This is a genomic window from Pseudonocardia sp. P1, from assembly GCF_000178675.2.
GTDB lineage: Bacteria > Actinomycetota > Actinomycetes > Mycobacteriales > Pseudonocardiaceae > Pseudonocardia.
Map to the genome: position 1 here is coordinate 149841 of NZ_ADUJ02000001.1, position 23498 is coordinate 173338.

The window sequence follows — 23498 nt, forward strand, 5'->3', positions numbered from 1 at the left end:
ATGGACAACGAACAGAAGCTCCGGGACTACCTCAAGCTGGCCACGGCCGATCTGCGCCGCAGCCGCCGGCGGGTGAGCGAGCTGGAGTCCGCCGCCCAGGAGCCGATCGCCGTCGTCGGGATGGCCTGCCGCTATCCCGGCGGTGTCCGCAGCCCCGAGGACCTGTGGCGGATGGTCGAGGCGGGGGAGGACGGCATCACGCCGTTCCCCACCGACCGCGGCTGGGACACCGCCGCGCTCGCCGGCTCGCCGACGGCGTCCGGCGGGTTCCTGCACGACGCCCCCGACTTCGACGCCGAGTTCTTCGGCATCTCCCCGCGCGAGGCCGTCGCGATGGACCCGCAGCAGCGGGTCGTCCTGGAGTCCGCGTGGGAGGCGTTCGAGCGGTCCGGGATCGACCCGGTCTCGCTGCAGGGCAGCCGGACCGGCGTGTTCGTCGGCGCGATGGCGCAGGACTACCGGGTCGGCCCGGCCGACGGCGCCGAGGGCTTCCAGCTCACCGGCAACACCGGCAGCGTCCTGTCGGGACGCATCTCCTACACCTTCGGCACGGTCGGCCCGGCCGTCACGGTCGACACCGCCTGCTCGTCGTCGCTGGTCGCGGTCCATCTGGCCACCCAGGCCCTGCGCGGCGGCGAGTGCTCGCTGGCGCTGGCCGGCGGTGTCACCGTGATGTCCGGGCCCGGCACCTTCATCGAGATGGGCCGGCAGGGCGGCCTGTCGGCCGACGGCCGCTGCCGTTCCTTCGGCGACACCGCCGACGGCACCGGCTGGGCCGAGGGCGTCGGTCTGCTCGTGCTGGAGCGGCTGTCCGACGCGCGCCGCAACGGGCACGAGGTGCTCGCGGTCGTCCGCGGGTCCGCGGTCAACCAGGACGGCGCGTCCAACGGCCTGACCGCCCCGAACGGCCCGTCGCAGCAGCAGGTCATCGAGCAGGCGCTGGTCAACGCCCGGCTGTCGGCCGGTGACGTCGACGTCGTCGAGGCGCACGGCACCGGCACCACCCTCGGCGACCCGGTCGAGGCGCAGGCACTGCTCGCCACCTACGGCCGCGACCGCGACGCCGGGCGCCCGCTGCTGCTCGGCTCGGTCAAGTCCAACATCAGCCACACCCAGGCCGCCGCGGGCGTCGCCGGCGTGATCAAGATGGTGATGGCGATGCGGCACGGGGTGCTGCCCCGCACGCTGCTCGCCGAGGACCCCAGCCGGCACGTCGACTGGTCCCCGGACACCGTCCGGATCCTCACCGAGAACACCGGCTGGCCGGCCACCGGCGCACCGCGCCGTGCCGGCGTCTCGTCGTTCGGGATCAGCGGCACCAACGCGCACACCATCGTCGAGCAGGCCCCCGGGCCCGAGCCCGAGGGGGTGGAGGGGGACGACGGCCCGCCCGCCGACGAGCCCGCCCGTACCGAACCCGGCACGCTGCCGGTCCTGCTCTCCGGCCGCACCCCCGAGGCGCTGCAGGCCCAGGCCGCCGCGCTGCAGGACGCGCTCGCCACCGCCCCCGGCACCCCGCTGACCGACGTCGCGTGGTCGCTGGCCACCACCCGGACCGCGTTCGCCCACCGCGCCGTCCTGCTCGCCGCCGACCGCGACGCCCTCGCCGGTGACCTCGCCGCGCTCGCTGCCGGTGACCCCGCGGCCGCCCGCGACACCGTGACGGGCGAGGCCCGCGCGGAGGACCGGCTCGCCGTGCTGTTCACCGGGCAGGGTTCGCAGCGGATCGGCGCGGGGCGCGAGCTCGCCGCCCGCTTCCCGGTGTTCGCCGAGGCGCTGGACACCGTGCTCGCCGCGTTCGACCCGCACGTGCAGGGTCCGCTGCGCGAGATCCTCCGGGGCACCCCCGACGGCACCCCCGACGATTCCGACGGCACCGACGGGACCGCCGCCGCGCTGCTCGACGACACCGCCCACGCCCAGCCCGCGATCTTCGCCGTCGAGGTGGCGCTGTACCGGCTCGTCACCTCGCTCGGCGTCACCCCGGGCCACCTGCTCGGCCACTCGGTCGGCGAGATCGCCGCCGCACACGTCGCGGGCGTGCTGTCCCTCGACGACGCCGCCACCCTGGTCGCCGCCCGCGGCCGCCTGATGTCCGCGCTGCCCACCGGCGGCGCGATGGTCGCCGTGCAGGCGTCCGAGTCCGAGGTCGAGCCGCTGCTCGACGGGTACCGCGACCGGGTCTCCGTGGCCGCGGTCAACGGGCCGTCGGCCGTCGTGCTGTCCGGCGCCGACGAGGCCGTCACCGCGATCGCCGGCCGGCTCGCCGACGAGGGGCGCCGCACCCGGCGGCTGCGGGTCAGCCACGCGTTCCACTCGCCGCTGATGGAGCCGATGCTCGACGAGTTCCGCGCCGTCGTCGAGGGACTCGACCTGCAGGCGCCGCTGATCCCGATCGTCTCCGACGTGACCGGCGAGCTCGCGACCGTCGCCCAGCTCACCTCGGCCGACTACTGGGTCGAGCACGTCCGCAGCGCCGTCCGGTTCGCCGACGGCGTCGACTGGCTCGCCCGCCACGACGTCACCGCGTTCCTGGAGCTCGGCCCCGACGGCGCCCTGTCCGCCATGACGCGGGACTGCCTCGACGCCGCGGCCCCCGGCGCCACGGCGTCCGTCGCCGTGCCCGCGCTGCGCGCCGGGCGGCCCGAGGAGCAGACCCTCACCGCGGCACTGGCCGCGCTGCACACCCACGGCACCGCCGTCGACTGGGCGGCCTGGTTCGCCGGAACGGGCGCCCGCCGCACCGACCTGCCCACCTACGCGTTCCGGCGCCGCCGGTTCTGGCCGAAGGCGATCCAGACCGGTGCCGCCGACCTGCGCTCGGCCGGGCTCGGCGCCGCCCGCCACCCGCTGCTGTCCGCCGCGGTGTCGCTCGCCGACTCCGAGGGCGCGCTGCTCACCGGGCGGCTGTCGCTGCAGACCCACCCCTGGCTGGCCGACCACACCGTGCGCGGCACCACGCTGCTGCCCGGGACCGCGTTCCTGGAGCTGGCCGTGCGGGCCGGTGACGAGGTCGGCTGCGACCGGGTCGAGGAGCTGACCCTCGCCGCCCCGCTGGCCCTGCCCGAGCAGGGCGGGGTCGCGGTGCAGCTGTGGGTCGGGGCCCCGGACGCGGGCGGCCGCCGCACCCTGACGGTCTACGCCCGGCCGGACGCCGACCCCGACACCGAGCACGACCTCCCGTGGACCCCGCACGCCACCGGCGTCCTCGCCGCCGCCGGCGCGGCCGCGGCGACCGTCGACGCGACCGAGTGGCCGCCCGCCGGGGCCGAGCCCCTCGCGGTCGACGACCTGTACGACCGCCTCGCCGAGAACGGCTTCGGCTACGGGCCGGCGTTCCGCGGGCTCACCGCGGCCTGGCGCCGCGACGACGCCGTCCACGCCGAGATCGTGCTGCCCGAGGCCGGCCGCGCCGACGCCGACGCGTTCGGCCTGCACCCGGCCGCGCTCGACGCCGCCCTGCACGCCGCCGGGTTCGTCGAGCTGGGCGAGCGCAGCCGCGGCGGGATGCCCTTCTCCTGGGAGGGCGTCACCCTGCACGCGAGCGGTGCGGGGACCCTGCGGGTGCGCCTGACCCCGGTCGCCGACGACGCGATCGCCGTCGCCGTCGCCGACGGGACCGGTGCGCCGGTCGCCACCGTCGACTCGCTGGTGCTGCGCGGGGTCGCCGACCACGACGTCGACTCCGCGGGCGCGGTCGCCCGGGACGCGCTGTTCCGGCTCGACCGGACCCCCGTCACCCCGGCCGGGGAGGCCCCCGGCAGCGTCGTGATCGCCGGTCCCGACGTGCTCGGCCTCGCAGCACACCCCGGGCTCGGCGCCATCGCGACCGCGCCGGACGGGCGCGACGGCGTCGCCGTCCACCCGGACCTGGCCGCGCTCGCGGCCGCCGACGGACCCGCCCCCGAGGTCGTGCTGCTCGGGCTCGCCGGGGGAGTCGTGGCCGAGGAGGCGCACCGCTGCGCCGCCGAGGCGCTCGCCGCCGTCCGTACCTGGCTCGACCACTCCGACCGCTTCGACGGGTCCCGGCTGGTCGTCGTGACCCGCGGCGCCACCACCGGCGACGACGTCGCCGCGGCGGCCGCGTGGGGCCTGCTCCGTTCCGCCCGCTCGGAGAACCCGGGCCGCTTCGCGCTGCTCGACCTCGCCCCGGACGCCGACCTCGCCGACCTGCCGCTCGCCGCGCTCACCGCCGACGAGCCCGAGCTCACCCTGACCCGCGACGGCCTGCGGGCCACCCGGCTCGTGCGCCGGCCCGCCCCGCGCGACGCGGGGGACGGCCCGTCCTTCGGTGACGGCGCCGTCCTGGTCACCGGCGGGACCGGCGGCCTCGGCGCCGTCGTCGCCCGGCACCTGGCCACCGCGCACGGCGTGACCGACCTGCTGCTGGTCAGCCGGCGCGGCCCGGCCGCCGACGGCGCGTCCGAGCTGGTCGACGAGCTCGCCGCCGCGGGCGCGCGGGCCGACGTCGTCGCCTGCGACGTGACCGACCGCGACGCCGTGGCGGCCCTGTTCGGCGAGCACCGGGTCTCGTCCGTGGTGCACACCGCCGGGGTCCTCGACGACGGCACCGTCGGCTCGCTCACCCCCGAGCGGCTCTCGACGGTGCTGCGCCCGAAGATCGACGCCGCCTGGAACCTGCACGCCGTCTCCGCGGAACTCGGCGTCGAGCTCGACGCGTTCGTGCTGTTCTCGTCGGTCGCAGGGGTGTTCGGCAGCCCCGGGCAGGCGAACTACGCCGCCGGCAACGCCGCCCTCGACGCGCTCGCCGCGCACCGCCGCGCCGCCGGCCTGCCGGGGCTCTCGCTGGCCTGGGGCCCGTGGGAGCGGACCGACGGGATGACCGGTGGCGTCTCCGACGACGACATGGCGCGGATGGCCCGCGCCGGGACCCCCGCCCTGACCGTCGAGCAGGGCCTGGCGCTGTTCGACGCCGCGCTCGGCTCGGCCGACCCGGCCGTCGTGCCGGTCCGGCTCGACCTGCCCGCCCTGCGCGCCGCCGGGGACGTGCCGCCGCTGCTGCGGTCGCTGATCCGGACCCGGGCCCGGCGCACCGCCGCCACCGGCTCGGCGACCGCGAGCGGTCTCGCCCAGCGCCTGGCCCGGCTCGACGCCGAGGGCCGTGAGGAGCTCGTGCTCGACCTGGTCCGTGGCCAGGTCGCGCTGGTGCTCGGGCACGCCGGTGCCGACGACGTCGACGCCGGTCGCGCGTTCCGCGACCTCGGGTTCGACTCGCTGACCGCCGTCGAGCTGCGCAACCGGCTCGGCACCGTCACCGGGCTGCGGCTGCCCGCCACCCTGGTCTTCGACCACCCGACCGTCCGGCACCTCGCGGCCCACGTCACGGCCGAGCTGCTGGGCACCGAGGCCGAGGTGCTGCCCGCGAACCGCGCGGGCGCCGACCCCGCCGACCGCGACGACCCGATCGTCATCGTCGGCATGGCCTGCCGCTACCCGGGCGGGGTCTCCACCCCCGACGAGCTGTGGCGGCTCGTCACCGAGGGAACCGACGCGATCTCCGGGTTCCCGACGAACCGGAACTGGGACGTCGAGGCGCTCCACCACCCGGACCCGGACCACCCCGGCACCACCTACAGCCGGTCCGGCGGGTTCCTGCACGAGGCAGGCGAGTTCGACCCGGCGTTCTTCGGGATGAGCCCGCGCGAGGCGCTGGCCACCGACTCGCAGCAGCGGCAGCTGCTGGAGACGTCCTGGGAGGCCGTCGAGCGGGCCGGGATCGACCCGTCGACGCTGCGCGGCACCGCCACCGGTGTGTTCGCCGGGGTCATGTACAGCGACTACAACGCGGTGCTGGCCGGGCCCGAGTTCGAGGGCTTCCAGGGCGTCGGCAGCTCGCCGAGCCTCGCCTCCGGCCGGGTCGCCTACACCCTCGGGCTGGAGGGGCCCGCCGTCACCGTCGACACCGCCTGCTCGTCGTCGCTGGTCGCGATGCACTGGGCGATGCAGGCGCTGCGCACCGGGGAGTGCTCGCTGGCGCTCGCCGGTGGCGTCACCGTGATGTCCACCCCGGCGGCGTTCGTCGACTTCGCCCGCCAGCGCGGCCTCTCACCGGACGGCCGCTGCAAGGCGTTCTCCGACGACGCCGACGGCGTCGGCTGGTCCGAGGGCGTCGGCATGCTCGTGCTGGAGCGGCAGTCCGACGCCGTCCGCCACGGTCACGAGGTGCTGGCGGTGGTCCGCGGGTCGGCCGTCAACCAGGACGGCGCCTCCAACGGCCTGACCGCGCCGAACGGCCCGTCGCAGCAGCGCGTGATCCGCCAGGCGCTGGCGAGCGCGGGGCTGTCCACCGGCGACGTCGACGTCGTCGAGGCGCACGGCACCGGCACCACCCTGGGCGACCCGATCGAGGCGCAGGCGCTGCTCGCCACCTACGGCCGCGACCGGGACACCGACCGGCCGCTGCACCTCGGCTCGCTGAAGTCGAACATCGGCCACACCCAGGCCGCCGCCGGCGTCGCCGGGGTGATCAAGATGGTGATGGCGATGCGGCACGGGGTGCTGCCCCGCACGCTGCACGCCGCCGTCCCGTCGTCGCACGTGGACTGGACCGACGGCGCGGTGGAGCTGCTCACCGAGGACACCGCCTGGCCGGAGACCGGCCGCGCGCGCCGCGCCGCCGTGTCGTCGTTCGGGATCAGCGGCACCAACGTCCACACGGTCCTCGAGCAGGGCCCCGCGACCGCACCCGCCGACGAGCCCGGGCGCACCCCGGCCGTCGTGCCGCTGCTGCTGTCGGGCCGCGGCCGCGCCGCCCTGCGCGGGCAGGCCGCCCGGCTGCTCGGGCACCTCCGGGACCACCCCGGGACCCGCACCGTCGATCTCGCCCACTCGCTCGCCACCACCCGCACCCGCTTCGACCAGCGGGCCGCGGTCCTCGCCGGCGCCCGCGACGACCTGCTCGCCTCGCTCGGCGCGCTCGCCGCCGGACGCCCGGACCCGCTCGTCGTCGAGGGGGAGACCGCGGGCCGTGCCCGCCTCGCGGTGCTGTTCACCGGCCAGGGCAGCCAGCGCGCCGCCATGGGCCGCGAGCTGTACGCCGCGCAGCCGGTGTTCGCCGCCGCGTTCGACGAGGTCTGCGCCGAGCTGGACCCGCTGCTCGACCGCCCGCTCGCCGGGGTCGTGTTCGCCGACGAGGACACCGACGACGCCGCGCTGCTCGACGAGACCGGCTGGACCCAGCCCGCGCTGTTCGCGGTCGAGGTCGCGCTGTACCGGCTCGTGGAGAGCTGGGGCGTGCGCGCCGACCTCGTGGCCGGGCACTCGATCGGCGAGATCACCGCCGCGCACGTCGCCGGGGTGTTCACCCTCGCCGACGCCGCCCGGCTCGTCGCCGCCCGCGCCCGCCTCATGCAGGCCCTGCCCACCGGCGGCGCCATGATCGCGATCCGGGCGGGCGAGGACGAGGTCACCCCGCTGCTCGACGACCGGGTCGCGCTCGCCGCGGTCAACGGGCCGGACTCGGTCGTCGTCTCCGGCGACGCCGACGCCGCCGCCGCGCTCGCCGCGACGTTCGCCGAGCAGGGCCGCCGCACCCGCACGCTGCGCGTCAGCCACGCGTTCCACTCGCCGCACATGGACGGCATGCTCGACGACTTCCGCGCCGTCGCGGAGGGGATCGCCTACGGCGCTCCCCGGATCCCGGTGGTCTCCGACCTCACCGGCGCCCGCGCCACCGACGACGAGCTGTGCGACCCCGAATACTGGGTGCGGCACGTGCGCGAGGCCGTCCGGTTCGCCGACTGCGTCACCACGCTGCACGCCGAGGGCGCGACCGTCCTGCTGGAGCTGGGACCCGACGCGCCGCTCACCGCGATGGCCCGGGAGACCCTCGGGGACGGCGCGGACGTCGCGCTGGTGCCGTTCCTGCGCGCCGACCGGGGCGAGGAGCTCGCCGCCGCGACGGCCGCCGGGCTGCTGCAGGTCCACGGCGTCGACCTCGACCAGGACGCCCTGCTCGCCGGGACCGGCGCCCGCCGCACCGCGCTGCCGACCTACGCCTTCCAGCACGAGTTCTACTGGCCGCAGCTGCCCGCCGCCCCCGCGTCCGGCGGTGCCGACGCCGACCCGGCCGACCGGCAGCTGTGGGCCGCCGTCGAGCGCGGCGACGCCGCCGAGCTGGCCGGCATCCTCGGCCTCGACACCGACGACGTCGCCACGCCGTTGCTGCCCGCCCTGACCACCTGGCGGCGCGGCAACCGGGAGAAGGCGCAGCTCGACACCCTGCGCTACCGCGTCGAGTGGACCCGGCTGCGGCGTCCCGCCGCCCCGGTCCTCGACGGCACCTGGCTGCTGGTCTCCACCAGTGCGACCGCCGACGCCGAGGGCACGCTGCTCGACGGGCTCGCCGACGCCCTCGGCGCGCACGGCGCCCGGGTCCGCCGCCTCGTCCTCGACGACGACTGCGCGGCCGACCGCACCGACGTCGCCGCGCGGCTGGCCGAGGGCACCGACGAGGGGGACCCCGCCGCCCACGTGCTGTCCGTCCTGCCGCTGGACGAGCGCCCCGCGGAGGGTGCCGAACCGCTGACCCGCGGCCTCGCGCTGACCGTCGCGCTCGTCCAGGCCCTCGCCGACGGCGAGGCCGGCAGCGCCGGGATCGGGGTGAGCGGCCGGCTCTGGACCGCGACCCGCGGCGCCGTCTCCACCGGGCCCGCCAATCCGGTCACCCACCCGCAGCAGGCCACCGCCTGGGGCCTGGGCCGCAGCGTCGCCCTGGAGCACCCGCGGCTGTGGGGCGGCCTCGTCGACCTCCCGGCCGAGCTCGACCCGCGCAGCGGCCAGCGCCTCGCCGGCGTCCTCGCCGAGAAGGACACCCCCGACGGCGAGGACCAGGTCGCGCTGCGCGCCTCCGGCGTCTCCGGGCGGCGGCTCGTCCGGCACACCGTCGACGCGCTGCCGCCGGCCACCGCCTTCACCGCCACCGGATCGGTGCTGGTCACCGGCGGTACCGGCGGGCTGGGCGCGGAGGTCGCCCGCTGGCTGGCCCGCTCCGGCGCGGCGCACCTGGTGCTCACCAGCCGCCGCGGGGCCGACGCCCCCGGCGCCGCCGAACTGCGCGACGAGCTCACCGCGCTCGGTGCCTCGGTCGCGATCGAGGCGTGCGACGTGACCGACCGGGACGCGCTCGCCGCCGTCCTGGACGCCGTGCCCGCCGACGCGCCGCTGACCGGCGTCGTGCACACCGCAGGCGTCGGCCACTACGACGCGCTCGACACGCTCGACGTCGGCGGCGTCGCCGCCCGCGCGGGCGCCAAGATCGCCGGCGCCGCGCACCTCGACGACCTGCTCGGCGACCGCGAGCTGGACCTGTTCGTGCTGTTCGGCTCCGTCGCCGGGGTGTGGGGGAGCGGTGCGCAGAGCGCCTACGGCGCCGCCAACGCCTATCTCGACGCGCTCGCCGCACACCGCCGCGCCCGCGGCCTCGCCGCGACGGGCGTCGCCTGGGGTCCGTGGGCCGGGTCCGGGATGGCGGCCGACGACGCCGTCGCCGGGACCCTGCAGCGGCAGGGCCTCGGGATGCTCGACCCCGGCCCGGCCATGGCCGAGCTGCGCCGCGCCGTCGTCGACGGCGACGTCACGGTCACCGTCGCCGACGTCGACTGGGACCGCTACGCGCCGCTGTTCACCTCGGCCCGGCCGAGCGCGCTGATCTCCGGCCTCGCGGACCTGGGAGAGCCGGAGACCGGTGCGGGCGTCACCGAGATCGTCACGAGGGTCCGCGCCCTCGACGAGCCCGCCGGGACGCGGCTGCTCGCCGAGCTGGTCCGCGGCGAGGCCGCCACCGTGCTGGGCCACGGCTCGGCCGACGCCGTCACCGAGTCCCGCGCCTTCCGCGACCTCGGCTTCGACTCGCTCACCGGGGTCGAGCTGCGCACCCGCCTCGGTGCCGCCACCGGCCTGACCCTGCCCAGCACCCTGGTGTTCGACCACCCGACGCCGCTGGAGCTCGCCCGATGGCTGCGCGCGGAGATCCTCGGCGCCGCCCTCGACGTCACCGGCCCGGTCGCCACCGGCGCCGCAGACGACGAGCCGATCGCGATCATCGGCATGGCCTGCCGGTTCCCCGGGGGTGTCTCCTCGCCGGAGGCGCTGTGGGACCTCGTCACCTCCGGCACCGACGCGATCACCGACTTCCCGGTCAACCGCGGCTGGGACACCGCCGCGCTGTTCGACCGCGACCCGGACCGCCCCGGCACCACCTACTCCACCCGCGGTGGCTTCCTGCACACCGCCGACGAGTTCGACCCGTCGTTCTTCGGGATCTCGCCGCGCGAGGCGCTCGTCATGGACCCGCAGCAGCGGCTGCTGCTGGAGACCACCTGGGAGTCGTTCGAGCGGGCCGGGATCCGGCCCGACACCGTCCGCGGCAGCCTCACCGGCACCTTCATCGGGTCCAGCTACCAGGAGTACGGGCTCGGCGCGGGCGACGGCGCCGAGGGCCACCTCGTCACCGGCACCAGCCCGAGCGTCCTGTCCGGCCGGCTGTCCTACGTGTTCGGGCTGGAGGGCCCGGCCGTCACCGTCGACACCGCGTGCTCGTCGTCGCTGGTGGCGCTGCACCTGGCCTGCCAGTCGCTGCGCAACGGCGAGAGCAGCCTCGGCGTCGCCGGCGGTGCCACGATCATGACCACGCCCAACCCGTTCGTCGCGTTCAGCCGCCAGCGCGCGCTGGCCCGCGACGGCCGCTGCAAGGCGTTCTCCGACGACGCCGACGGCATGACCCTCGCCGAGGGCGTCGGCATCGTGCTGGTCGAACGGCTCTCCGACGCCCAGCGCAACGGCCACCCGGTGCTCGCCGTGATCCGCGGCTCCGCGATCAACCAGGACGGCGCCTCCAACGGCCTCACCGCCCCGAACGGGCCGTCCCAGCAGCGGGTCATCCGGCAGGCGCTGGCCAACGCCCGGCTGGAGCCCGGCGACGTCGACGCCCTCGAGGCGCACGGCACCGGCACCCCGCTGGGCGACCCGATCGAGGCCCAGGCCCTGCAGACCACCTACGGCCGCGACCGCGACCCGGAGCGCGCGCTGCTGCTCGGCTCGGTGAAGTCCAACATCGGGCACACCCAGTCCGCCGCCGGCGTCGCCTCGGTGATCAAGACGGTGATGGCGCTGCGGCACGGGGTGCTGCCCCGCACGCTGCACGCCGACGAGCCGTCGTCGCACGTGGACTGGTCGGCCGGGAGCGTCCGGCTGCTCGGCGAGCAGACCGCCTGGCCGGAGACCGGCCGCCCGCGCCGCGCCGCGGTGTCGTCGTTCGGGATCAGCGGCACGAACGCGCACGCCGTCCTGGAGCAGGCTCCCGTTCCGGACGTCGCCCCCGAGGTCCTGCCGGGCCTCGCCGGGGCCCTGCCGTGGGTGCTCGGTGCCCGCGGCGGTGCCGCGCTCCGCGGGCAGGCCGACCGGCTGCTCGCCCACCTCGAGACGTCCACCGACCACCCGGCCGACGTCGGGTACGCCCTGGTCACCGCGCGTGTGCCGTTCGAGCACCGCGCCGTCGTCGTCGCCGCCGACCCCGCTGAGCGGACGGGCGGGCTGCGTGCGGTCGCCGCCGACGGGCCGTCCGGCGTGGTCGCCCGTGGCGTCGCCGACGTCGACGGCCGCACCGTGTTCGTCTTCCCCGGGCAGGGCTCGCAGTGGCTCGGCATGGGCGCGCAGCTGCTCGACGAGTCCCCGGTCTTCGCCGACCGGGTCGCCGAGTGCGCCGAGGCACTCGCCGAGTTCACCGACTGGTCGCTCGACGACGTGCTCCGCGGCGCCGAGGGGGCGCCGCCCGTCGAGCGGGTCGACGTCGTCCAGCCCGCCACCTTCGCCGTCATGGTCGGCCTGGCCGCGCTGTGGCGCGCGCACGGCGTCGAGCCCGACGCGGTCGTCGGCCACTCCCAGGGCGAGATCGCCGCCGCCGTCGTCTCCGGTGCGCTGTCGCTGCGCGACGGGGCCCGGGTGGTCGCGCTGCGCAGCCGGGCGATCGCGCGGTCGCTGGCCGGGCGCGGCGGCATGATGTCGGTCGCGCTGCCGGTCGCCGAGGCCGAGGAGCACCTCGCCGGCTACGAGGGCCGGGTGTCGGTGGCCGCCGTCAACGGCCCCCGCTCCGCGGTGCTCGCCGGCGAGCCCGACGCACTCGACGAGCTGCTCGCCGCGTTCGACGCCGCCGACGTCCGCGCCCGCCGGATCGCGGTGGACTACGCCTCGCACTCGCACCAGGTCGAGGACCTGCGCGACGAGCTCGCCACGACCCTCGCCGGAATCGCCCCGCAGCCGTCGCAGGTGCCGGTGTTCTCCACGGTCACGGGCGACTGGCTCGACACGTCCACGATGGACGCCTCCTACTGGTACGAGAACCTGCGCAACCGGGTCCGGTTCGCCGACGCCGTCGAGGCGCTGCAGGCCGGCGAGTACCGCACGTTCGTCGAGTCGAGCCCGCACCCGGTGCTGTCGATGGCCGTGCAGGACGTCCTCGACGACGCCGGCACCACCGGCGTCGCCGGCGGGACGCTGCGCCGCGACCAGGGCGGCTACGACCGGTTCCTGCTGTCCGCGGCCGAGCTGTACGTCCGCGGGCTCGCCGTCGACTGGGCCCGGGTGTTCGACGGGACCGGTGCGTCCCGGGTGGACCTGCCCACCTACGCCTTCACCCGCGAGCAGCTGTGGGTGGTCCCGCCGGCCGTCACGGCCGCCGCCGACCCCCAGGACGAGGCGTTCTGGGCCGCCGTCGAGGACGGCGACGTCGCCGCACTGACCTCCACCCTGGACACCGACCCCGGCGCGGTCGCCGCCGTCCTGCCCGCGCTCGCGACCTGGCGCCGCGGGCGCCGGGACCGCTCCACCCTGGACTCCTGGCGCTACCGCGTCGCCTGGAACCCGGCCGGGTCACTGCCGCAGCGCACCCTGGACGGCACCTGGCTGCTCGTCACCGCCGACGGCGTCGACGACGCCGAGGTGGCCGGTGCGCTGGCCGCGCACGGCGCCGACGTGCGCCGCGTCGTCCTCGACGCGGAGTGCACCGACCGCACCGTGCTGGCCGGGCGGCTCACCGCCGCGACCACGGACGGGGAGGACCCCACCGGTGTCGTCTCCGGTGTCGTCTCGGTGCTCGCCGAGGCCGACGCGACGACCGTGCCGGAGACCGGCCTGGTCACCGGCGTCGCGCTGACCGTCGCACTCGTCCAGGCGCTCGGCGACACCGGGATCACCGCGCCGATGTGGGCGCTGACCCGCGGCGCCGTCACCACCGGCCGCGCCGACGAGGTCACCTCCCCGGTCCAGGCCCAGGTCCTCGGCATCGGCTGGACCGCCGCGCTGGAGCACCCGCAGCGCTGGGGCGGGACGATCGACCTGCCCGCCGCCCTCGACGACCGCGCCGCCGCCCGCCTCGCCGCCGTCCTCGCCGGGGAGCTGGGCACCGACGACCAGCTCGCGCTGCGCCCCACCGGCGTGTTCACCCGGCGGATCGTGCGGGCCGAGCCCGCCGGCGCCCGCCCGGCCCGCGAGTGGAACCCGCGCGGGACCACCCTGGTCACCGGTGGATCCGGCACCCTCGCACCGCACCTGGCGCGCCGGCTCGTCGAGCGGGGCGCCGAGCACGTCGTCCTGCTGTCCCGCCGCGGCTCCGACGCCCCCGGCTCGGCCGAGCTGCTCGCCGAGCTCGGCGACGCCGGTACCGAGATCGAGGCCGTGGCCTGCGACATCACCGACCGCGCCGCCGTCGCGGGGCTGCTGGAGCGGCTCTCGGCACAGGGCCGCACGGTGGGCACGGTCCTGCACACCGCCGCCACCATCGAGCTGGCGACCCTCGACGCCACCACCCAGGACGAGGTCGCCCGGGTGCTGCACGCCAAGGTCACCGGCGCGCAGGTGCTCACCGAGCTGCTCGACGAGCAGACCGCCGAGCCGGCCGACGTCGTCCTCTTCTCCTCCACGGCGGGCATGTGGGGCAGCGGCGCGCACGCCGCCTACGTCGCCGGCAACGCCCACCTCGCCGCGCTGGCCGAGCACCGGCGGGCCCGCGGCCTGCCCGCGACCTCGGTGGCCTGGGGCATCTGGGCCGACGACCTGAAGCTCGGCCGGGTCGACCCGGCCGCGATCCGGGGCAGCGGCCTGGTGTTCATGGACCCGCAGCTCGCGCTGAACGGACTGGAGCGGGCCCTCGACGACGCCGAGACCGTCGTCGCGGTCGCCGACGTCGACTGGGACACCTACCACCCCGTCTACACCTCCGGCCGGCCCACGCCGCTCTACGACGAGGTCCCCGAGGTCGCGGCGCTCACCGCGGCCGCCGAGCGGACCGCGGGCACCGTGGCCGAGGGCGAGTTCGCCGCCGCGCTGAGCGGGCTCTCCGACGCCGAGGCGCTGCGCCGGATCCTCGACGTCGTCCGCACCGAGGCCGCCGCCGTGCTCGGCCTCGCCTCCGCCGACGACCTCACCGACCAGCGCGCGTTCCGCGACGTCGGGTTCGACTCGCTGACCGCCGTCGCGCTGCGGAACCGGCTCGCGTCGGTCTCCGGGCTGACGCTGCCGTCGACGATGGTCTTCGACCACCCGACCCCGGCGGCGCTCGCCGCGTTCCTGCACGGCGAGCTGGCCGGGGCCACCCCGGTCGCGGCCGCCGCGCCGTCCACCACGGGGGCGCAGGACCGGGACGACCCGATCGTCGTCGTCGGCATGAGCTGCCGGTATCCCGGCGGGGTCGCCTCCGCCGAGGACCTGTGGCGGGTCGCCCTCGACGAGGTCGACGCGATCTCCGGGTTCCCCGCCGACCGTGGCTGGGACGCCGCGGGCCTCTACGACCCGGACCCGGACCGCGCCGGGCACACCTACTCGACGCAGGGCGGGTTCCTGCGCGACGTCGCCGACTTCGATCCCGGCTTCTTCGGGATCTCGCCCCGCGAGGCGCTGTCGATGGACCCGCAGCAGCGGCTGCTGCTGGAGACCACCTGGGAGACGTTCGAGCACGCCGGGATCGACCCGGCCGCGCAGCGCGGCAGCCGCACCGGCACCTTCATCGGCGCCAGCTACCAGGACTACGCGTCCGGGGTGCCCGCCGCCGAGGGCGCCGAGGGCCACATGATCACCGGCACGCTGCCCAGCGTGCTGTCCGGGCGGGTCAACTACCTGTTCGGCTTCGAGGGACCGGCCGTCACGCTCGACACCGCGTGCTCGTCGTCGCTGGTCGCGATGCACCTGGCCTGCCAGTCGCTTCGCAGCGGGGAGAGCTCCCTCGCGCTGGCCGGCGGTGTCAGCATCATGTCCACCCCGATGTCGTTCGTCGGGTTCAGCCGCCAGCGCGCCCTCGCCGAGGACGGCCGCTGCAAGGCCTACGCCGACGGCGCCGACGGCATGACCCTCGCCGAGGGCGTCGGCCTCGTCCTGCTGGAGCGGCTGTCCGACGCCCGCCGCAACGGGCACGAGGTCCTGGCGGTCGTCCGCGGGTCCGCGGTCAACCAGGACGGCGCCTCCAACGGCCTCACCGCGCCGAACGGGCCGTCCCAGCAGCGCGTGATCCGCCAGGCGCTGGCCGGGGCCGGGGTCGCGCCGAACGACATCGACGTGCTGGAGGGCCACGGCACCGGCACCGCGCTCGGCGACCCGATCGAGGCGCAGGCGCTGTTCGCCACCTACGGCGCCGGCCGCGAGCCGGAGCGGCCGCTGCTGCTCGGCTCGGTGAAGTCCAACATCGGCCACACCCAGATGGCGTCCGGCGTCGCCAGCGTGATCAAGCTGGTCCGCGCGCTGCAGGACGGGGTCGTCCCGAGCTCGCTGCACATCGACGAGCCCTCGACGCACGTCGACTGGTCCTCCGGGGCGATCGACCTGCTCACCGAGCGCACCGCGTGGCCGGAGACCGGCCGCCCGCGGCGCGCCGCGGTGTCGTCGTTCGGGATCAGCGGCACCAACGTGCACACGATCCTGGAGCAGGCCCCGGCCGTCCCGGCCGATGTCCCCGCCACACCCGCGCCGGACGGGGTCCCGGCCCCGGTGCTGGTCTCCGGCCGCGGCGAGGCCGCGCTCCGCGACCAGGCCGGACGCCTGCTGGACCTGCTCGACGCCCGTCCGGAGCTCCGGCCCGGCGACCTCGCGCACGCCCTGGGCACCACCCGCGCCGCCCTGGAGCACCGCGGCGCCGTGGTCGCCGCCGACCGCGACGAGCTGGTCCGCGGCCTCACCGCGCTGCGCGACGGCGGCACCGCACCCGGCGTCGTCCGGGGCACCGCGGGACGCGGCCGGACCGCGTTCCTGTTCACCGGGCAGGGCAGCCAGCGCGCCGGCGCCGGTGCCGAGCTGTACGCCCGGTACCCGGTGTTCGCCGACGCCCTCGACGACGTCCTGTCCCGGCTGGACGCCGGCGCCGACGGCGGCCCGCCGCTGCGCGACGTCCTGTTCGCCGAGCCCGGTTCCGCCGACGCGGCGCTGCTGGAGCGCACCGGGCACGCCCAGCCCGCGCTGTTCGCGCTCGAGGTCGCACAGTTCCGGCTGCTGGAGTCCTGGGGCGTCGTCCCCGACCTGCTGGCCGGGCACTCGATCGGCGAGATCGCCGCCGCGCACGTCGCGGGCGTCCTCTCGCTCGACGACGCCTGCACCCTCGTCTCCGCCCGCGGCCGCCTCATGCAGGCGCTGCCCACCGGCGGGGCGATGGTCGCCGTCGAGGCGGGCGAGGACGAGGTCACGCCGTTGCTGACCGGCGGAGTCGGCATCGCCGCCGTGAACGGGCCGGCCGCCGTCGTCGTCTCCGGCGACGCCGACGAGGTCGACGCGGTCGCCTCCCGGCTCGCCGGGCTGGGGCGCCGCACGAGCAGGCTGCGGGTCTCCCACGCGTTCCACTCGCCGCTGATGGAGCCGATGCTCGACGAGTTCCGCGCGGTCGCCGACCGGCTGGACTACGCGGCACCGGCGATCCCGGTCGTCTCGACCGTCACCGGCACCCTGGCCACCGCCGCACAGCTCACCGACCCCGCGTACTGGGTGGAGCACGTCCGGGCCACCGTCCGCTTCGCCGACGGCGTCGCCGCGCTGGCGTCGGACCACGACGTCCGGACCTTCGTCGAGCTCGGGCCGGACGGCGTGCTGTCCGCGGCCGCCCGCGACACCGTCGGCGACGAGCCGGGCACCGTGCTGCTGCCGCTGCTGCGCAAGGACCGCCCGGAGGAGCGCACCGTGCTCGCCGCGGTCGCCGGCGCCCACGCACACGGCACCACCCTCGACCGGCGGGCGCTGCTCGCCGGGCACGGCGCCGGGCGGATCGCGCTCCCGACGTACGCGTTCCAGCGCGAGCGCTACTGGCCGGAGACGGCGGGCGTCCCGGCGGCCGGCCCGGCGCCGGAGGGCACCGGGGCCGACGCCGAGTTCTGGGCCGCCGTGGAGCGCGACGACGTCGAGGGACTCGTCGGCTCGCTCGGCCTGGACGACGCCACCGTCTCCGCGATGGTCCCGGCGCTGACCGCGTGGCGCCGCCGCCGCGGCGAGCAGGCCACCCGCGACGGGTGGCGCTACCGGATCACCTGGACCCCCCGCACCGGGTCCCCGGCCGGCGGCGACCTCGACGGGCGCCGGCTCGTCCTGGTCCCGCAGGGCTACCGCGACGACGCGACGGCCGCCTGGGCCGCCGACGTCGAGGCCGCACTGGGCGCCGGGAGCGCCGAGCGCGTCACCGTGACCGGCACCGACCGCGCCGTGCTGGCCGCGGCGATCACCGCGGCCGCGGGGGAGGGCCCGGCGTTCGCGGGCGTCCTGTCGCTGCTGCCGCTCGCCGACGGCGACGCCGGGCACCCCGGCGTCCCCGCCGCGCTGTCGCTGACCACCACCGCCGTCCAGGCGCTCGGCGACGCGGGCGTCGACAGTCCGCTGTGGACCGTCACCCGCGGCGCCGTCGCCGTCGGCCGCTCCGAGCAGGTCACCGAGCTGGACCAGGCCGCCGCCTGGGGTCTGCTGCGGACCGCGGCGCTGGAGCTGCCCGGCCGGATCGGCGGCACCGTCGACCTGCCCCCGGCGATCGACGCCCAGGCCGCCCGGCGGCTGCGCGGCGTGCTCGCGGCGGCCGACGGCGAGGACGCGGTGGCCGTGCGCCCGTCCGGCGTCTTCGTGCGCCGGCTCGTGCACGCCCCCGCCCGCACCGGCGGCACCTCCACCCCGTTCGACGCCACGGCCGGCACCGTCCTGATCACCGGCGGGACCGGCGGGATCGGCGGCCACGTCGCGCGGCGGCTCGCCCGCGACGGCGCCGCGCACCTGCTGCTCGCCGGGCGCCGCGGGCCCGACGCCCCCGGCGCCGCGGCCCTGCGCGCCGAGCTGGAGGAGCTCGGCGCCCGCGTCACCGTCGCCGCCTGCGACGTCGCCGACCGCGACGCGCTGGCCGCGCTGCTGGGCGACGTCCCCGCCGGCCTGCCGCTGGTCGGGGTGTTCCACACCGCGGGCGTGCTCGAGGACCGCGTGCTCGACGCGCTCACCCCGGAGAGCTACGGCGGGGTGCTGCGTGCCAAGACGGTCGCGGCCCAGCACCTCGACGAGCTGACCCGCGACGCCGGGCTCGCCGCGTTCGTGCTGTTCTCCTCGACCGCCGGCACGATCGGCGCCGCCGGGCAGGGCAACTACGCCGCCGCGAACGCCTACCTCGACGCGCTCGCGGAGCACCGGCGGGCCCGCGGCCTGCCCGCGCTGTCGGTCGCGTGGGGGCCGTGGGACGGCTCCGGCATGGTCGCCGACGCCGCCGAGGTCGCCGCCCGGGTGCGGCGCGGCGGGTTCGAGCCGCTCGACCCGGAGGCGGCCGCGTCCGCGCTGCTGCGGGCCGTCGACGCGAGCACCGACGGCGGGGAGACCACCGTCGCGATCGCCGACATGGACTGGGAGCGGTTCCTGCGCGCGTTCGGCTCCGTCCGCCCGATGCCGCTGGTCGCCGACCTCCCCGAGGTCGCGCGGCTCGCCACCCCCACCACCGGCGGCGACACCGGCACCGGCCTGCGCGGCCGGCTCGCGGCCCTGCCCGGCGACGAGCGCCTCGGCGTCGTCCTCGACGTGCTGCGCACCCAGGTCGCGGCCGTGCTCGGACACGCCGACCCGCGGACCGTCGACGACGACCGCGCGTTCCGCGACCTCGGCTTCGACTCGCTGACCATCCTGGAGCTGCGCAACGCGCTCAACGCCGCCACCGGTCTGTCGCTGCCCGCGACCCTGGTCTACGACCAGCCGACCCCGCGGGAGATGGCCGGGTTCCTGCTCGGCGAGCTGCTCGGCACGCTCCCCGACGAGCGCGGCCCGGTCGCCGCGACGGCCACCGGCGACGACCCGATCGTCGTCGTCGGGATGGCGTGCCGGTTCCCCGGTGGCGTCCGCACCCCCGACGACCTGTGGGAGCTCGTGGCGGGCGGCGGCGACGGCATCACCGCCTTCCCCGACGACCGCGGCTGGGACCTCGCCGCACTCGGCGACGGCGCCTCCGCGACGCTGCAGGGCGGGTTCCTCGACGGCGTCGCCGACTTCGACGCCCGGTTCTTCGGCATCTCCCCGCGCGAGGCGCTCGCCATGGACCCCCAGCAGCGGCTGCTGCTGGAGACCACCTGGGAGGCGTTCGAGCGGGCCGGGATCGACCCGGCGACGCTGCGCGGCTCGGACACCGGCGTCTTCGTCGGCACCAACGGCCAGGACTACGCGACGCTGCTGCGCCGCTCCTCCGACGACGTCTCCGGCTACGCCGCCACCGGCAACTCCGGCAGCGTCATGTCCGGGCGGCTGTCCTACGCACTCGGCCTGGAGGGGCCGGCCGTCACGATCGACACCGCCTGCTCGTCGTCGCTGGTCGCCCTGCACTGGGCCGGCCGCGCGCTGGCGGCCGGGGAGACCGACCTCGTCGTCGCCGGCGGCGTGTCGGTGATGTCCGGGCCGGACTCGTTCGTCGAGTTCTCCACCCAGGGCGGCCTGGCCCCGGACGGGCGCTGCAAGCCCTTCTCCGACGACGCCGACGGCACCGCCTGGTCCGAGGGCGTCGGCATGCTGGTGCTGGAGCGGCTCTCCGACGCGCTCCGCCACGGCCACCGCGTGCACGGCGTGATCGGCGGTTCCGCGGTCAACCAGGACGGTGCCTCGAACGGGCTCACCGCGCCCAGCGGGCCGTCCCAGCAGCGGGTCATCCGGCAGGCGCTGGCCGACGCCGGGCTGACCCCGGGCGACGTCGACGCCGTCGAGGCGCACGGCACCGGCACCACGCTGGGCGACCCGATCGAGGCCCAGGCCCTGTTCGCCACCTACGGCCGCGACCGCGACACCGCGCGCCCGCTGCACCTGGGCACGGTCAAGTCGAACATCGGCCACACCCAGGCCGCCGCCGGCGTCGCCGGCGTGATCAAGATGCTGCTGGCGATGCGGCACGGCACGCTGCCCCGCACGCTGCACGCCGGCACGCCGTCGTCGCACGTGGACTGGAGCGGCGGCACCGTCGCGCTGCTCGACGAGGCCCGGGACTGGCCGGAGACCGGCGGCACCCGCCGGGCCGGTGTCTCGGCGTTCGGCGTCAGCGGCACCAACGCGCACGTGATCGTCGAGCAGGCACCGCCCGCCCCGGAGACCGCCGCCGACCTGCCCGGTGAGGTGCCGTGGGTGGTCTCCGCCCGCTCGGCGGCGGCGTTGCAGGAGCAGGTCGACCGGGTGGTCACCCACGCCGGTGGGCACGCCGCCACCGACGTCGCCGCCACCCTGGCCCGCGGCCGCACCCTCTTCGGCCACCGCGCCGTCCTCCTCGCCGGGCCGGACGGGATCCGCGAGGCCGCCCGCGGCACCGCGCCCCGCACCCCCGGCCGGACCGCGTTCCTGTTCTCCGGGCAGGGCGCGCAGCACGCCGGGATGGGCCGCGAGCTCCACGAGCGCCACCCCGCCTACGCCGAGGCACTCGACGAGGTCCTCGCCCGGTTCGACGTGCTCCTCGACGCGCCGCTGCGGGACGCGCTGTTCGCCGAGCCCGGCTCGGCGGCGGCCGACCGGCTCGACGAGACCGGCACGACCCAGCCCGCGCTGTTCGCCGTCGAGGTGGCGCTGTACCGGCTCCTGGAGTCCTGGGGCCGCACCCCGGACCTGGTCGCCGGGCACTCCATCGGCGAGATCGCCGCCGCGCACGTGGCCGGCGTGCTCTCCCTCGACGACGCGTGCACGCTCGTCGCGGCGCGGGCGTCGCTGATGCAGGCGCTCCCCGCCGGTGGCGCGATGGTCGCCGTCGAGGCGGCCGAGGACGAGGTCACCCCGCTGCTGGGCGACGGCGTCGCGATCGCCGCGGTCAACGGGCCCGCCTCGCTGGTCGTCTCCGGCGACGCCGACGGGGTCGCCGCGGTCGCGGACCGGCTCGCCGCCGACGGCCGCCGGACCCGGCGGCTGCGGGTCAGCCACGCGTTCCACTCGCCGCTGATGGACCCGATGCTCGACGGCTTCGCCGCCGCGGTCTCCGGGATCACGGTCGCCGAGCCGCGGATCCCGCTGGTCTCCACCCTCACCGGTGCCCCGGCCGGACCGGAGCTGGGCGAGCCCGGCTACTGGGTGCGCCACGTCCGGGAACCCGTGCGGTTCGCCGACGCCGTCCGCGCCCTGCACGACGCCGGCGCGACGACGTTCGCCGAGATCGGTCCCGACGCCGCGCTGCTCGCCCCGGCCCAGCAGACCCTGGACGCGGTGGCCGCGGCCGACGGCCCGGCACCGGTCGTCGTCGCGCTCCAGCGGCGCGACCGCGACGCCGGCACCGCGCTGCTCGACGGGCTGGCGACCCTGCACGTGCACGGCGCCGGTCCGGACTGGACGGCCGTGCTCCCCGGCGGCCGCCCGGTCGAGCTGCCGACCTACCCGTTCCAGCGGGAGCGCTACTGGCCCGAGCCCGGCGCCACGGCCGGCGCCACCGGAGGGGCCGACCCCGCCGACTCGGCCTTCTGGGCTGCCGTCGAGCGGGAGGACCTGGAGAGCCTGTCGGGCTCGCTCGGCGTCGACGGCGACACGCTCGCCACGATGGTCCCGGCGCTGTCCGCGTGGCGGCGCCGGCACGGCGCGGAGTCCGCGGCCGCGTCCTGGCGCTACCGCGAGACCTGGACCCCCGTCCGCACCCCGGACGTGACCACCGCCGGGCGGACGCTCGTGCTCGTGCCCGCCGGGCACGACGGCTGGGCCGACGCCGTGGTGACCGCGCTCGACGGGGACGCCGTGACGGTCGGCGACGACCTCGCCGTGCTCTCCGCGCGAGCCGGCGCCGGAGCGGCCCCGGACCGGGTGGTGTCGCTGCTCGCGGCCGGGACGACCGGACTGCCCCCGGCCGTCGCCCACCCGTCCGCGCTGCTCGACGCGCTGCTCGCGGCCGGGATCGACGCCCCGCTGTGGTGCGTCACCCGGGGTGCGGTCGCCGCGGAGGGCACCACCCCCGCCGCCGGGCAGGCCGCGCTGTGGGGGACCGGCCGGGTCGCCGCGCTGGAGGCACCGCAGCGGTTCGGCGGCCTCGCCGACCTGCCCGCGGGTCCCGGCCCGGTGACCGCCGCGGCCGCCGCGGCCCTCGCCGCGCTGCTCGCCGGCCCGGGCGGGGAGAGCGAGATCGCGGTGCGCGCCACCGGCGCCTACGCACGCCGACTCGTCCGCTCGGGCGGTGCCGGTGGCTCCGCCGGGACGGCCGCGGGCGGCTGGCGCCCGCGGGGCACCGTGCTCGTCGTGGGCGGCACCGGGGAGCTGGGCCGCCGCGCCGCGCGCCGGCTGGCCGCCGACGGCGCCACGCACCTGGTGCTCACCGCACCGGCCGCCGACGGCGACGTCGACACCGACGCCGTCACCGCCGAGCTGGAGGGGCTGGGCGCGGCGGTCACCGTGTCGGACGCCGATCCCGCCGACCCGGCAGCGCTCTCCGCACTGCTGGACGGTGCGCCAGGGGGGCCCGGGGCGCCGACCGCCGTCGTCCACGCCGGCGGGGCACCCGGCGACGGGGACCTCGCGGAGGTCCTCGCGTCCGTCGAGGCGCTCACGACGGCGCTCACCACGGCGACCACGTCGGGGGACGTGGCCCGTGACCTCGACGCGGTCGTGCTGTTCGGCTCGATCGCCGGGGTCTGGGGCGTGCGCGGACGGGCCGTCGAGGCCGCCGCCGGCGCCCATCTCGACGCCGTCGCCCGCACCCTGCGCGGCCACGGTGTCCCCGCGACGGCCGTCGCCTGGGGTGCCTGGACCGACCTCGCCGACCGCTCGACCGCTGCCCACCTGCGGATGAACGGCCTGCCCGCGATGGACGGCGACGCGGCGATGGCCGCGCTCGGCCGCGCCGTCGCCGACGGGTCGGCCGCCGAGACCGTGGCCGACGTCCGCTGGGAGACCTTCGCCCCGGCCCACCACGACGCCCGCGCCACCACCCTGTTCGACGCGCTCCCCGAGGCCCGCACCGCGCTGTCCGGCGCGGCCCGCGAGCGGGCCGGCCGCGAGGCCGCCGCGAGCGGGTACGGGCAGTGGCTCGCCGAGCAGCCCGAGTCCGAGCGCGACGCGATCCT

The 23498-nt window shown here is 77.5% G+C and carries 1 protein-coding gene (only partly in view); it reads left to right on the forward strand.

The window, feature by feature from the left end:
* Nucleotides 1–23498, forward strand: partial view of a type I polyketide synthase gene (locus PP1_RS00690; protein ID WP_075314307.1) — the 5' portion only. 5077 nt of this gene lie beyond the right edge of the window; only the first 23498 of its 28575 coding nucleotides appear in the window; its start codon is at nt 1–3; its stop codon lies beyond the right edge, outside the window.